The following is a 13342-nucleotide window of genomic DNA, read 5'->3' as shown; positions in this document are numbered from 1 at the left end:
CGCGAGCTGAAGCGAAGTAAGCCATGACGACAAGTGAACTTCTTGAGATGGTTGCATGCGGCGAAGACAGCCGCCACCAGTTCAAACGCGACGCAACCAACGCGGACAGCCTTGCCGCTGAGCTGGCCGCGTTTGCCAACAGTGGCGGTGGCTGGTTGTTTCTGGGCGTCAATGATGACGGCTCGATTGCAGGACTGGATGGCGCGGCGGTTCGGCGATTGAACCAGTTGCTTGGCAACGCCGCTTCCCAGCATGTGCGACCACCTGTGCATCCACTGACCGAGAATGTGCCGACAAATCAGGGCATTGTAGTCGTGATAGAAGTGCCCGATGGGTTGGCCAAACCGTATCTCGATAATCAAGGTCGCATCTGGGTCAAGCAGGGGTCAGACAAACGGCATGTGACCTCCCGCGAAGAACTGCAGCGCATGTTCCAGCGCTCCGGGCTGGTTTACGCTGATGTAGTACCAGTAGCGGGTACCTCGGTGCAGGATATCGATGACAAGGCGTTTACTGGCTACTTCAATCGCCGCTACGGCGGGAGCAGCGAGTTCACCGGTCTGACACGGGAGCAGTTGCTGCAGAACTTAGGCCTGGGCGATGGCCAGGAGCTGAATCTGACGGGGATGATGCTGTTTGGTCGCAACCCCCAGCGCTGGCGCCCCGCCTTTGAGGTGAAGGCGGTGGCCTTCCCCGGCACAGCGCTGCACGATACTCGCTACCTGGATAGCGAAGATATCAAGGGCTCGCTACTGGAGCAGTTTCGGGGCGCTTTCGCGTTTATCAAACGCAACCTGCACCATGTACAGCATGGTCGGAGTTTCAACACCCTGGGCGAGCTGGAAATTCCCGAAACAGCGCTAGAAGAGTTGCTGGTCAATGCCCTGATCCACTGGGACTATTTCACCAGCGCCTCCGTCCGCTTGATGGTCTTTGCCGACCGCGTGGAGATCGTCAGTCCTGGGCACCTACCGGACAGCCTGAGCCCTGAGGATATTAGCCGGGGTAAGACCATCCGCCGTAATCCTACGCTCACCGAACATGCCAGCCATATCTTACCCTATCGCGGTATGGGCAGTGGTATTCCACGAGCGCTTGAGGCATGGCCTCGAACCGATTTGGTGGATGATCCCTCGGGCAATCAATTCAGCGTCATCGTCTGGAGGCCGGAGGCAGAATGGCTGGGCGCTACCCCACCAGTCACCGACCAAGTCACCGACCAAGTCACCGACCAAGTCACCGACCAAGTCAGCCCGGAAGTAGCTCGCCTGCTTGAATCCTTGGAGGGCGAAATGACAAGGGCAGAGCTACAGGATATTTTGGGTCTCAAACATCTGCCTCACTTCCGAAACGCGTACTTGCGACCGGCCCTGAACGCAGGCTTGATTGAGCAGACGATTCCGGATAAGCCCAATAGCCGCTTGCAGAAATACCGCTTAACGACTGCCGGTAAGCAGTGGGTAAAAAATAATAAAACAAAGACTTGATCAGCACCTTTGCCGAAACCTAGCCAAACGCTGAAGTGATCCAATAGGCGGTGGAACAATCGCCTTTTAACAAAAAATAACTCAAAGGACGAGAGCGCCAATGCTGTCCCACGCTTTTTTAGCCCGCACCCCTCTGGCCGTTATTGTCATCGCCCAACTGTTTGGCACTTCGCTATGGTTTAGCGTTAATGGCGTTGGCTTGGCGCTGCAGGAGGCCGTGGGACTTAGCGAAAGCGATTTGGGCCTGCTCACCATCGCCGTTCAGGCCGGGTTTATTAGCGGAACGCTAGCCATTGCCACCACGGGTTTGGCCGACCGCGTGCGCGCCAGCCACCTGTTTGCGGTATCGGCTGTTCTCGGTGCGCTGATCAATGCCGCTTTTATTGGCTTGGCCGAGAGCGTGACGCTCGCCGCTGTGGCGCGCTTTGCCACAGGGCTCTGCCTGGCGGGTATCTATCCGCTGGGCATGAAGCTGGTGGTGAGCTGGACGCCCAGCCACGCAGGCGCCGCGCTGGGTTGGCTGGTGGGCATGCTGACCCTGGGCATTGCCTCACCGCACCTGCTGCGCGGTTTAACGCTACATTTACCCTGGCAGTGGCCACTGCTGCTGGCTTCACTGCTGGCGCTGGTTGCGGCGCTAATGATTTTCAAGCTAGGCGTTGGCCCGCACTTGCCTGCCACTGCCAAAAGCGGCCGCCCCTGGGCAGGGTTAGTCGCGTTCAAGCAGCCGCGCTTTCGCGCCGCCGCGCTGGGCTATTTTGGCCACTGCTGGGAGCTGTACGCGCTGTGGGCGCTGGTGCCGTTTCTGGTTGCCCGTGAGCTGGAACGGTTGGGTGCCAGCAACGGCGCCCAGCCGTGGCTAAGCTTTACGGTCATCGCGCTGGGGCTGCCCGGCTGCGTGCTAGCAGGCAAATGGAGTCGTCATATTGGCAGTGATCGAGTCGCGTGTGCCGCCTTGGCAACCTCTGGTGCGCTATGTCTGGTTTACCCCCTGTTGGGCAGTTTATCGTCCTGGCTACTGCTGGCACTTCTCGGCGTATGGGGCATTAGCGTGATTGCCGATTCCGCGCAGTTCTCTGCGCTGGCCAGCGCCACCGCCCCGCCCGAGCGGCTAGGGGCGGCGCTGGCGATGATGAACGCGATAGGCTTTGGCTTGACCATCCCCTCCATCGCCCTGGTCACCGCGCTGTGGTCGAGCCAGTCATTGGCGGTGATCTGGTGGCTGCTGCCTGGGCCTATTCTTGGACTACTCGCCATGCGCGGGTTCTCTGCCCATACCATAGCGATCAATAATCGAGGGTGAGTAGCACCTGACGGCCACGCCGCTCACGCGGTATACTCTTGCGCTATACATTTTTCTCTTTTGCACATTTCTCGCCAGCCGTGAGCCAACTCCCCATGGAAAAGACCTACCAACCCGAACAGATCGAAACCCGCTGGTACGAGCGCTGGGAAGCCGACAACCGTTTCGCCCCCACCGGCCAGGGCACGCCTTTTTCGATCATGATTCCACCACCCAATGTGACCGGCAGCTTGCATATGGGGCACGCGTTCCAGGACACCATTATGGATACCCTGACGCGCTGGAAGCGGATGCAGGGTAACAACACCCTGTGGCAGGTAGGCACCGACCACGCCGGTATCGCCACCCAAATGCTGGTAGAGCGTAAAATCGCCGCTGAAGAGGGCAAAACTCGCCATGACCTCGGCCGTGACGCATTTATCGATAAGGTCTGGGAGTGGAAGCATGAATCCGGCGGCCATATTACTCGCCAGCTACGCCGCATGGGCGCCAGCGTCGACTGGTCTCGCGAACGTTTCACCATGGACGACGGCTTCTACAAAGCGGTTCAGGAAGTGTTTGTGCGTCTGCACGAAGAGAAGCTGATCTATCGTGGCAAGCGTTTGGTCAACTGGGATCCGACGCTGCACACCGCCATTTCCGATCTGGAAGTGGAAAACAAAGAGCAGCAGGGCAGCTTCTGGCACTTCCGCTACCCGCTCGCAGATGGTGTCAAAACCACTGACGGCAAGGATTACCTGGTCGTGGCCACCACCCGCCCGGAAACCCTGCTGGGCGATACCGGTGTAGCGGTTAATCCCGAAGACGAGCGCTATGCCTCCCTGGTCGGCAAATTTATCGAGCTGCCGTTGGTGGGACGCCGCATCCCGGTGGTCGCCGACGAGCACGCTGATATGGAAAAGGGCTCCGGCTGTGTGAAGATCACTCCCGCCCATGACTTCAACGACTACGAAGTCGGCAAGCGCCAGAACCATCTGCTGATCAATGTCTTCTCCAAAGACGCGACGATTCTTGAGCAGGCCGAAATTTTTGATCTTAAAGGCCAGCCCCAGCCGGACGAAGATGCCAGTCTGCCCGCTAAGTACGCGGGGCTTGATCGCTTTGAAGCGCGCAAGCAGATCGTTGCCGATATGGATGCCCTGGGCCTGCTGGAGCAAGTCGAAGCGGTTAACAACACCTTGCCCTACGGCGACCGCTCCGGTGACGTGATCGAGCCGCTGCTCACCGACCAGTGGTTTGTAGCGGTGGAGTCTCTCGCCAAGCCCGCTATTGAAGCGGTGGAGAGTGGCGATATCCAGTTCGTGCCCAAGAACTACGAGAATATGTACTTCGCCTGGATGCGCGACCTGCAGGACTGGTGCATTTCACGCCAGCTCTGGTGGGGTCACCGTATCCCAGCGTGGTATGACCCCGAAGGCAACGTCTACGTCGCCCGCAGCGAAGAAGAAGCCCGGGAGAAGCATGCCATCGACCCCGAGGTGCTGCTTACTCAGGACGAAGACGTACTGGATACCTGGTTTAGCTCGGGCCTGTGGACATTCGGCACCCTCGGCTGGCCAGAGCAGACGCCGGAGTTGGAAACCTTCCACCCCACCAGTGTGCTGGTCACCGGTTTTGATATCATCTTCTTCTGGGTCGCCCGGATGATCATGATGACCCTGAAGTTCACCAAGCAGGTGCCGTTCAAGACGGTTTACGTGCACGGTTTGGTGCGCGACGGTCAGGGTCAGAAGATGTCCAAATCCAAGGGCAACGTACTCGACCCCATCGACCTGATTGACGGCATCACGCTGGAGGAACTGCTCGAAAAGCGCACCGGCAATATGATGCAGCCAAAACAGGCCAAGGCGATTGCCAAAGCCACCAAGGATGAATTTAAAGACGGCATTGAAGCCCACGGCACCGATGCACTGCGCTTTACCTTCCTCTCCCAAGCCACTACCGGGCGCGATATCAAGTTTGATATGAACCGCCTGGACGGTTACCGCAATTTCTGTAACAAACTGTGGAACGCCTCACGCTACGTGCTGATGAATGCCGAAGGCGAAGATTGCGGTACAGATGGCAGCGACGTAGAGCTCTCCCTGGCCGACCGCTGGGTTATCTCCCAACTGCAGAAAACCGAAGCCCAGGTCACCAAGGCGATGGAGGAGTATCGCTTCGACCACGCCTCCCAGGCGCTGTATGAGTTCGTTTGGAACGAGTATTGTGACTGGTACTTGGAGCTCTCCAAGCCTGTTTTATGGGACGAAAATGCCACGGCAGAAGCCAAGCGGGGCACCCGTCGCACATTGGTACGCGTGCTGGAAACTATTCTGCGTCTCGCCCACCCGATGATGCCGTATATCTCTGAGGAGATTTGGCAGCGTGTTGCTCCGCTGGCAGGCGTGTATATGGGTGAGGGCGCGACGATCATGCTGCAGTCCTGGCCGGAAACCGATGAGAGCAAAATCGACGACCAGGCCAGCCTGGATATCGAATGGCTGAAAGGGGTGATCATCGCCGTGCGTAATATCCGCGCCGAGATGAACATCGCCCCTGGCAAACCGCTCGACGTGCTGCTGACCAAAGGCAAGCCCGAAGACGCCGAGCGCCTCGAGAGCAACCGTCGCTTCCTGTCTAAACTCGCCAAGCTGGAGAGCGTTACCTGGCTTGAAAACCCTGATGATGCCCCGCTCTCAGCAACGCAGTTGGTGGGCGATATGGAAGTGCTGGTACCGATGGCCGATCTGATCGACAAGGACGCTGAAATCGCCCGTCTTAGCAAAGAGATCGAGAAGCAGGACAAGCTCATCGGCGGCATCGAGAAGAAGCTCGGCAACGACGGCTTTATCGCTAAAGCCCCCGTCTCCGTGGTGGATAAAGAGCGCGGCAAGCTGGCTGAATTCCAAGCCACCAAGCAACTGCTGGAAGAGCAGAAGGCGAAGATTGAGGCTTTGTAAGAGTGATTAGTTAAAATAGTTCAACCCAAGACGGCACCTCATAGGTGCCGTCTTGAGTTAGAGGCGCTGACGAATATGAGTAAGTGGGCCAGGATGAGGGCCATAGAGGATTCGCCTATGGCGAGAAGCGGCAACCCGAGAAGCTTTGGGCTGCTTAAACGTCAAACGATGTGCTACTATGTAATACATAGCGACACAAACGGAGCGTAAAGATGAAAAGCGAAATGCTCAGCACACGTATTGATCATGATACAAAAGTTGCCTTCACTACTATCTGCGATGAGGTTGGCCTTAGTCCCTCTCAAGCGCTCAAGCTATTTGCACGTGCAGTCATCAACCATGGCGGCATCCCCTTCGAGCTGAAAGCTCGACAGCCCAATGAAACAACCTCAGCCGCTATTGATGAGCTCATCCAGGGTAAAGGGCACAAAGCCGCTTCGGTTAACACGATGATGGATGAATTAACCGAAGCCAACGTAAGCAATGTATAGCCTCGAATACTCAACGCAGTTCAAGAAAGACTTCAAAAAAGTCACCAAAATGCCCATTGCTGACATTCTCGAAGTCGGAAACATTATTTCCCAGCTTCAGCGCGGCGAGCCATTACATCCTAAGCATGTAGACCACGCGCTAACAGGAAACTGGCATGGGTTCCGCGATTGCCATATCAAACCAGATCTCGTACTCATCTACAGAGTGGCAAATGAAAATCTGCAACTCGCAAGAATCGGCTCTCATAGCGATCTTTTCTAGACACCCCGCTCTCTTCGGTTCATTTGGCTTGTAAAGCCCTAAGCCCCAAAACCCGCTATTATTCACATCGCTTCTATTAGCCCATTTATCCGAAACATCATGGCTAAAACTGTCGGCTACTATGTCGATTCGCTCAGACTAAGTGTTATTTCGTATTATCCAACCGCTTAACCATTGGCTGAACCATAAGCGCGGAACCACTTCTCAACTCCTCAAGCGATCCCGTTGGAAGATATCCAGATGAGTGATACATCCTCACTGCAGCTTCGTTGCTTGCCGTTACCGCAAGAGCTATGCGCTCACAGCCTTTATGGAAAGCCCAGGCCGTGATTTCACTCAGCAAGGAGTTTGCTATGCCTTTTCCTCTCTGCGTAGGCGAAACCCACATTTGGTAGATGTGGGCAGTCTTACTAGCCGGCTCATGTATTACCCCCCAAGCGAGCCCAACCGCATGGCCCGCCAGTTCAGCGACTAAGGGCAGAGCCTCCAACCCCCGAAACTCCAGATCCAAACGCGCCAGCCACTCAGCGTCTGAAAGCGCAGCTTCGTGCTCGTACGTTGAGCCAAAAGAGTCAGGCGAATCTTCAAGAGAGGTCAACCGAATCGACTTATAGAGCCGCCAATCTTGCAGAGTTAATAGTCTGATTTTTACATCACTCATGATTTTCCTGCATACAGCAATCAAGCCAAGACGATGATAAATAGGAGTGTAACAGCGCTGAAGATCCAACCATCTCTTCCTGCGTCCCTGGAAAGCTGATGCGACCTGTTGGCCCACTGTCACCCCACTTAACCACATTTTCTTACAAAACGTGTAAGGTTGGTACAACAACGGCCACTAAGTGGCATCGCTGATTCAGCAACAACACGGACTGCTCTATGCCGATACCGACTGAAGCGCGTTTACAGGCGCTGGCAAGTGAATTAAAGCGGGCCGGGATTGTTTACCACGAGCTTACGCCGATGGCGGATACCGGGCTGGCCCATGATCATGTGTGGATTCACCGCATTGAGGGCGATGACTGGGTAGCGCGACTGCCCAAGCAGAGCCAGATGAACCTGCCGCCTGAAGAGAACCTGGCTTACCAAACCGCCTGTTATCAACGCTCTAGCCCTGGCGGGCATACGCCGAAGCTGTATAGTACGCTACCGCCGAACGAGGCGCTGCCAAGGGGCGGGCTGCTGGTCGAAGCGATCCGCGGCCGCTTGGCGCAACTGCCAGAAGATCTTCCCGCCATTGCGGATGCTCTAGCCAGCCTGCATAGCCAACCCCTGCCCAGCGCCGCGAAGCAGGCGCCACTGCTTGCCCCTGAAGACCCGTGGCAGGCGATGATAGAAGAAGTTCGCCAGCAAGCGAACTGGTTAGCCGATGCGCAGCTTTCGAGCAAAGTCACTCAGCGCATTAAACAGGAGCTGGATCTACTTCCCCCCCGTTTAAGCGATGCAACGCCGACACTGATTAGCTTTGACACCCACCCTGGCAACTTCTTGATCCGCGACGATGGCCGCGCGGTGCTGGTGGATTTAGAGAAGTGTCGCTACGGCCTGCCGGGGATTGATCTCGCCCACACCAGCCTCTACACCTCCACTACCTGGGATGTAAACAGCCGGGCGGTACTATCGCTGAATGACGTGATTAATTTCTACCGTCGCTGGCAAGCCGATATGGAAGCGTCGCCCGACACCGACACCCTGGTTGCCTGCCGTCGCGCCACCTGGCTCTGGTCATTAACCTGGTGTGCCAAGTGGCGCGCCCAGCACTTGAACGCCAAAGATGGCCAGCAGCGCGGTGAAGACTGGTCGGCAGAGCTCACCGACCCCAACGTGATTGACCACGTGCGAGACCGTGTTGAGCACTACCTCTCGCTGCCGATAATTGATCACGTTCATAGCGAACTGCAGTGCTTGCAAGCCTCTCTATAACGTTTGAATTCCTAAAAGAGAAATGCGATGCCCATTCAACATCTCCCTTTACGCCTAACGCTCGCCACAGCGATGTTAGCGCTTGCGTTGCCTACTATGGCTAACCCTGCCGCTGATGATTGGCAAGGCGTTTTAGCAGAAGCCGAAGGCCAAACCGTTTACTGGAACGCCTGGGGGGGCGATACACGCACCAATCGCTATATCGACTGGGTAGCAGAGCAACTGCAGGCGCAGTACGGCGTCGACGTGGAGCACGTCAAACTGGACGATACCGGCAGTGCAGTGGCGCGGGTGTTGGCCGAAAAACAGGCGGGTAATCACGACGAGGGCAGCATCGATCTAATCTGGATCAATGGCGAGAACTTTGCTGCCATGCGCGAAAATGATCTACTGTTCGGCCCTTTCGCCGAAGCGCTACCCAATTTCGCACTCACCAACCCCGACGAGAACCCCGAGGTGGTGACTGACTTTACGCTTCCCACTGAGGGCTATGAATCTCCATGGGGTAAGGCACAGATCACCTTTTATTACGACAGCGCTCAAACCGAGACACCACCTCGGGATATGCAAGCACTCCTCGCCTGGGCTAGAGAGAATCCCGGCCAGTTCAGCTATCCGCGTATTCCCGACTTCACCGGTAGCACCTTTTTAAAGCAGGCGCTGATCGAGCTTACCGAACAGGACGAGGCACTTTACCAGCCGGTTTCAGAAAGCGATTTCGAGGCTGTGACCGAGCCACTGTGGGCCTATTTGGATGCGCTGCACCCGCACCTGTGGCGCAGCGGGCGCGCCTTTCCCGACTCGGGCCCCAACCTGCGCACCTTGATGAGCGACGGCGAGTTAAGTCTGGCGTTTTCTTTCTACCCCACCGACGCTGCCGTCGCGGTGATGGAGTATGAACTGCCCGACAGCGTGCGCAGCTATGTGCTGGAGGGCGGTACCCTGGGTAACGTCCACTTTGTGGCGATTCCCTACAACTCACCTCATAAAGCCGGGGCCATGGTGCTTGCCAACTTCCTGCTCTCCCCGCAAGCTCAGGCACAAAAGCAGTCGCTAGCGATGTGGGGCGACCGCAGCGTACTTGATATTGAGCAGCTCGACGCCGAGAACCAGTCGCTGTTCGAACAGGGGGATCGCCATCCCTCCGAGCTACCGGCGGACGCGCTATCTAACACCCTGCCTGAACCGCACCCCAGCTGGATGACCGCGCTCCAAGACGCTTGGCTTGAGCGTTACGGCGTTAACTAGGCGATGCTGCGTCTGGCCCCGGCGCTGATCGTTGCCCTGCTCGTACTGCCGGTCGGCGCAGGGCTGCTAATGGTGCTGCTGCCCGCGTTTGGCTATTTGCCTGCGTTAGGCGGGTATAGCGCCAGCTTCGCCCCTTGGCAGATGCTGTTCGCCCAGCCGGGGCTAGGCCGTTCGGTGGCGGTGAGCTTTGCCAGCGGGTTGGTGAGTTCGGCCGTGGCGCTGGCGATTGTGGTGCTGTTTTTGGCCGCCAGCCGTGGCACCTGGTTAGACCGAGCTATTCGGCGGTTGGTATCCCCCCTGCTCGCTATTCCTCATGCGGCTCTCGCCTTTGGGTTTGCCTTTTTGATTGCTCCATCAGGTCTGATGGCACGGTTGATATCGCCATCGCTAACTGGCTGGGAGCGCCCCCCGGATGCGCTGATCATCAACGATCCCTGGGGGCTCTCACTGATGGCGGGACTGGTGCTAAAAGAGGTGCCCTTTCTGCTGTTGATGAGCCTGGCGGTACTGCCTCAATTAGCGCCCGAGAAGCGCCTGATGCTGGCGCGCTCGCTGGGATACTCGCCCACTATTGGCTGGTTAAAAACGGTACTGCCTTCGCTCTATCCACTGATTCGCCTGCCGGTGTATGCGGTGATCGCCTACGCTACCTCGGTGGTCGATATGGCGCTGATTCTAGGCCCGAAGCTGCCCCCCACGCTGAGCGTGTCTATCTTGAGTTGGTTCAACGACCCGGATATTAGCCAACGCTTTATGGCCTCAGCGGGAGCGGTGCTGCAGTTGGGCGTCACCCTCGCTGCACTGCTCTGCTGGTGGCTGCTGGAGCAACTAGTCCGCGTGCTGACACGGCGCTGGCTGACCAATGGCAGCCGCCGACAGGGTGAAATCGCCCTGCGCGTGTTTGGCCGCTCGGCGTTACTGCTTTCTAGTATCACCGCGATGGCGTCACTGCTTGGCCTGGGGCTATTTTCACTGGCCGGTTTTTGGCGTTTTCCAGAGCTGCTGCCGCAAATGCTTACGCTGGATCACTGGCAACGCAGCGGCCCTATGCTGGTCACACCGCTTATCAATACCGCGCTGATTGGGCTGATTTCCACCACGATCGCCACAGCACTGGTGCTGGCAACGCTGGAAAATGAGCACCGCCAGCATATTCAACCCAAGCGCGCGTTATGGCTACTCTATTTACCCCTACTAGTGCCGCAAATCGCCTTCCTCTTTGGACTGGTCGTGGTGGCGGAAAGCCTGGGCATTCGCCCTCAGCTTGGCTTGGTAATCGCGGGACACCTGCTCTTTGTGCTGCCCTATGTGTACCTCTCCCTGGCTGAAACCTACCGCCGCCTGGATCCCCGCTGGTTAAAGGTGGCACGTTCACTGGGAGTATCACGTAGCGCCGCGTTTTGGCGGGTTCGACTGCCGCTGTTACTCGCACCGCTGTTAACGGCCTTTGCGGTGGGTCTGGCGGTGAGTATTGGCCAATACTTACCCACCCAGTTACTCGGTGCGGGCCGTGTGACCACCGTGACCACAGAGGCCGTAGCGCTTGCCTCTGGCAGCAATCGGCGCTTAATCGGTGTTTGGGCATTAGTGCAGGCGGGCCTGCCGTTGATTGGCTTTATGCTTGCGCTAGGGCTGCCCCGTTTATTGGCTACCCACCGCCGTGATCTAGCTACCTAAGAGAGGCATTGTGACGACTTCTTTATGTGCGCCGCTCAGCCCTGAGCAAACACTACGCCTTGAGCACATTAGCATCGCCCTGGCAGGCCGAGAGTTACTGGCCGTGGATGCCGCTATTGCCCCGGGTGAGGTGCTCACGGTAATGGGGCCTTCAGGGTCGGGCAAATCCACCTTGTTGGCCTATATTGCAGGTTTTCTTGACCGCGATTTTACCGCCAGCGGCGGCGTATGGCTGGGCGAGCGTGATTTGCTCGGTCTGCCCGCCGAGAAGCGTGGTATTGGGCTACTGTTTCAGGATCCGCTGCTATTTCCTCACCTCAACGTGGGCGGCAACTTGCGTTTCGGGCTACCTCGCCACAGCAAAGAGAAGCACCAGCAGGTTAGCCAGGCCCTTGAGCAAGTGGGCCTGGCAGGCTTTGAAGCCCGCGACCCGGCCACCCTTTCCGGTGGCCAGCAAGCACGCGTGGCACTAATGCGCCTGCTGCTCTCCAAACCCAAAGCGGTGTTGCTGGACGAACCGTTTTCCAAGCTGGATACAGCGCTGCGCCAGGAGATGCGGTCGCTGGTGTTTAGCCAACTGCATGAAGCAGGCCTGCCTGCACTGCTGGTCACCCACGACCACGCGGATGCCAAGGCGGCGGGAGGGCCGGTCATTGAGCTCGGCTGACCCAGCGCCTCGATTAAGCATTATTATTCCCATGCTCAACGAGGCCAACAGTATTGAAGCGGCCCTGGTGCCGCTGCAATCTCTGCGCGCCCAGCACCTTGCAGCAGGGGTCGAAGTGGTCGTGGTCGATGGCGGTAGTGCCGATGACAGCGTTCGCATCGCCAAACCGCTGGCTGACCGAGTGCTCAGCAGCCCAGCAGGGCGAGCACTGCAAATGAACCTGGGTGCAAAGCACGCCAGTGCGCCCGCGCTGCTGTTCCTGCACGCGGATACCCTACTGCCCGAGGGCGCCGTTGAGCAGATAACCTATGCACTCATCCACCACGCTTGGGGACGCTTTGATATTGCGCTTTCAGGTCGTAGCCGCTGGCTGCCCGTGGTGAGTTGGATGATGAATCAGCGCTCGCGGTTAACCGGCATTGCCACCGGCGACCAGGGCATGTTTGTAAACACCGCTAGCTTCAAGGCAATCGAGGGCTTTCCCGAACAGCCGCTGATGGAAGACATTGCGCTCTCCAAACGACTCAAACAGGTATCGCGCCCCGCCTGCCTAACGGCGAAAGTGATAAGCTCGGGCAGGCGCTGGGATGAGTTCGGCGCTTGGAAAACCATCCGCCTGATGTGGCGACTGCGCTATCGCTACTGGCGCGGCGTGAGCGCAACCCAACTCGCCAAGGAGTATCGCGATGCCCGCTGAAACGCCCCACCTGCACCTGCTCGCCAAAGCCCCGCTGGCGGGGCAGGCCAAAACGCGCTTGGCGCCCCTGCTAGGTTTAGAAGGGGCTGCCAACGCCCACGCGGAGCTGGTTCGTCACTGCGTCGCCAGCGCCTGCAAAGCGCTGCCTGCTGAAAACGTCACGCTATGGACGGCGCTGGATCACGTACACCCGCTGTTTACCGAGCTTCGCGAAGCCTTTGGTGTGGCGCTGTGCGCTCAGCCAGAGGGCGACTTGGGCGCACGGGTTCGCTATGCCCTGAACAGTACGCCAGGGCCCGCCATGCTGATGGGCAGCGACTGCCCGAGCATCACCAGCACACTGATCACCACCTGCGCGCAGCAACTGGCCCGTTTTGATGTGGTGCTATTACCCGCAGAAGATGGCGGCTACGGCTTTGTGGGCACCCGGCAAGACTACCCTGCACTGTTTGAAGATATTCCATGGGGTACTAAAAGCGTACTGACCACCACTAAGCAGCGCATTAGACAACTGGGGTTGAGCGCCGCCTACCCGACAACCATTTGGGATGTGGATCGCCCGGAAGACTGGCAGCGCTGGAAAAGTGCTCCCGTACCCGTGTAAGGAAACGGGCGACCCTCACACAGAGTAACCACCGATACTGA

Annotated in this window: 12 protein-coding genes; 11 read left to right on the top strand and 1 reads right to left on the bottom strand. The window is 57.8% G+C overall.

The window, feature by feature from the left end:
* The first annotated feature begins 23 nt into the window (after positions 1-23).
* The 5 genes from ACFIOZ_RS02785 to ACFIOZ_RS02765 all read left to right on the top strand — a co-directional run bounded on the left by ACFIOZ_RS02785 (position 24) and on the right by ACFIOZ_RS02765 (position 6485).
* Positions 24-1487 (top strand): Fic family protein, encoded by a 1464-nt coding sequence (locus ACFIOZ_RS02785; protein WP_386082106.1) that lies wholly within the window; start codon positions 24-26, stop codon positions 1485-1487.
* Positions 1488-1587: 100 nt separating this feature from the next.
* Entirely contained in the window at positions 1588-2790 is a 1203-nt protein-coding gene (locus ACFIOZ_RS02780) for an MFS transporter (RefSeq protein WP_386082104.1), read from the top strand.
* Between the two features lie 95 nt (positions 2791-2885).
* A complete protein-coding gene (locus ACFIOZ_RS02775; RefSeq protein WP_386082102.1) occupies positions 2886-5732 on the top strand; it encodes a valine--tRNA ligase in 2847 nt (948 codons plus the stop codon).
* A gap of 212 nt (positions 5733-5944) precedes the next feature.
* Entirely contained in the window at positions 5945-6223 is a 279-nt protein-coding gene (locus ACFIOZ_RS02770) for a type II toxin-antitoxin system RelB/DinJ family antitoxin (RefSeq protein WP_226250139.1), read from the top strand.
* On the top strand, positions 6216-6485 hold the full coding sequence (locus ACFIOZ_RS02765) for a type II toxin-antitoxin system YafQ family toxin (RefSeq protein ID WP_386082101.1): 270 nt from the start codon (positions 6216-6218) through the stop codon (positions 6483-6485). The genes ACFIOZ_RS02770 and ACFIOZ_RS02765 overlap by 8 nt, the downstream gene beginning before the upstream one ends.
* A gap of 145 nt (positions 6486-6630) precedes the next feature.
* Here ACFIOZ_RS02765 and ACFIOZ_RS02760 read toward each other — a convergent pair whose 3' ends face one another.
* Positions 6631-7146: a GNAT family N-acetyltransferase gene (locus tag ACFIOZ_RS02760; protein ID WP_386082100.1), complete on the bottom strand. Its 516-nt coding sequence runs from the start codon at positions 7144-7146 to the stop codon at positions 6631-6633.
* A gap of 218 nt (positions 7147-7364) precedes the next feature.
* Between ACFIOZ_RS02760 and ACFIOZ_RS02755 the strand changes: the two genes are divergently transcribed.
* The 6 genes from ACFIOZ_RS02755 to ACFIOZ_RS02730 are packed head-to-tail and all read left to right on the top strand — an operon-like array spanning position 7365 to position 13301.
* Positions 7365-8408 (top strand): aminoglycoside phosphotransferase family protein, encoded by a 1044-nt coding sequence (locus tag ACFIOZ_RS02755; RefSeq protein ID WP_386082098.1) that lies wholly within the window; start codon positions 7365-7367, stop codon positions 8406-8408.
* A gap of 27 nt (positions 8409-8435) precedes the next feature.
* Positions 8436-9656 carry an ABC transporter substrate-binding protein gene (locus ACFIOZ_RS02750; RefSeq protein ID WP_386082097.1) on the top strand — a complete coding sequence of 407 codons (1221 nt, stop codon included), beginning with the start codon at positions 8436-8438 and terminating at the stop codon, positions 9654-9656.
* A gap of 3 nt (positions 9657-9659) precedes the next feature.
* Positions 9660-11333, top strand: a complete 1674-nt coding sequence (locus ACFIOZ_RS02745) for an ABC transporter permease (protein WP_386082095.1) — start codon at positions 9660-9662, stop codon at positions 11331-11333.
* Positions 11334-11343: 10 nt separating this feature from the next.
* On the top strand, positions 11344-12000 hold the full coding sequence (locus tag ACFIOZ_RS02740) for an ATP-binding cassette domain-containing protein (protein ID WP_386082093.1): 657 nt from the start codon (positions 11344-11346) through the stop codon (positions 11998-12000).
* Positions 11987-12697, top strand: coding sequence for a TIGR04283 family arsenosugar biosynthesis glycosyltransferase (locus ACFIOZ_RS02735; protein ID WP_386082092.1), 711 nt, complete (start codon positions 11987-11989; stop codon positions 12695-12697). The genes ACFIOZ_RS02740 and ACFIOZ_RS02735 overlap by 14 nt, the downstream gene beginning before the upstream one ends.
* On the top strand, positions 12687-13301 hold the full coding sequence (locus ACFIOZ_RS02730; RefSeq protein WP_386082091.1) for a TIGR04282 family arsenosugar biosynthesis glycosyltransferase: 615 nt from the start codon (positions 12687-12689) through the stop codon (positions 13299-13301). Before ACFIOZ_RS02735 ends, ACFIOZ_RS02730 begins: the two co-directional genes overlap by 11 nt.
* Positions 13302-13342: the final 41 nt, after the last annotated feature.

Origin of the sequence: Vreelandella sp. F11 (genome assembly GCF_042466685.1) — a bacterium.
In the GTDB taxonomy this organism is placed as follows: domain Bacteria; phylum Pseudomonadota; class Gammaproteobacteria; order Pseudomonadales; family Halomonadaceae; genus Vreelandella.
The sequence above is the reverse complement of the archived record's forward strand: the minus strand, read 5'-3'. Positions and strand labels throughout refer to the sequence as shown.

What these genes read in the sequence shown, in the direction of transcription:
- ACFIOZ_RS02785 (WP_386082106.1), top strand. Translation starts at nt 24, where the DNA reads ATGACGACAAGTGAACTTCTTGAGATGGTTGCATGCGGCGAAGACAGC.
- ACFIOZ_RS02780 (WP_386082104.1), top strand. Translation starts at nt 1,588, where the DNA reads ATGCTGTCCCACGCTTTTTTAGCCCGCACCCCTCTGGCCGTTATTGTC.
- ACFIOZ_RS02775 (WP_386082102.1), top strand. Translation starts at nt 2,886, where the DNA reads ATGGAAAAGACCTACCAACCCGAACAGATCGAAACCCGCTGGTACGAG.
- ACFIOZ_RS02770 (WP_226250139.1), top strand. Translation starts at nt 5,945, where the DNA reads ATGAAAAGCGAAATGCTCAGCACACGTATTGATCATGATACAAAAGTT.
- ACFIOZ_RS02765 (WP_386082101.1), top strand. Translation starts at nt 6,216, where the DNA reads ATGTATAGCCTCGAATACTCAACGCAGTTCAAGAAAGACTTCAAAAAA.
- ACFIOZ_RS02760 (WP_386082100.1), bottom strand. Translation starts at nt 7,146, where the DNA reads ATGAGTGATGTAAAAATCAGACTATTAACTCTGCAAGATTGGCGGCTC.
- ACFIOZ_RS02755 (WP_386082098.1), top strand. Translation starts at nt 7,365, where the DNA reads ATGCCGATACCGACTGAAGCGCGTTTACAGGCGCTGGCAAGTGAATTA.
- ACFIOZ_RS02750 (WP_386082097.1), top strand. Translation starts at nt 8,436, where the DNA reads ATGCCCATTCAACATCTCCCTTTACGCCTAACGCTCGCCACAGCGATG.
- ACFIOZ_RS02745 (WP_386082095.1), top strand. Translation starts at nt 9,660, where the DNA reads ATGCTGCGTCTGGCCCCGGCGCTGATCGTTGCCCTGCTCGTACTGCCG.
- ACFIOZ_RS02730 (WP_386082091.1), top strand. Translation starts at nt 12,687, where the DNA reads ATGCCCGCTGAAACGCCCCACCTGCACCTGCTCGCCAAAGCCCCGCTG.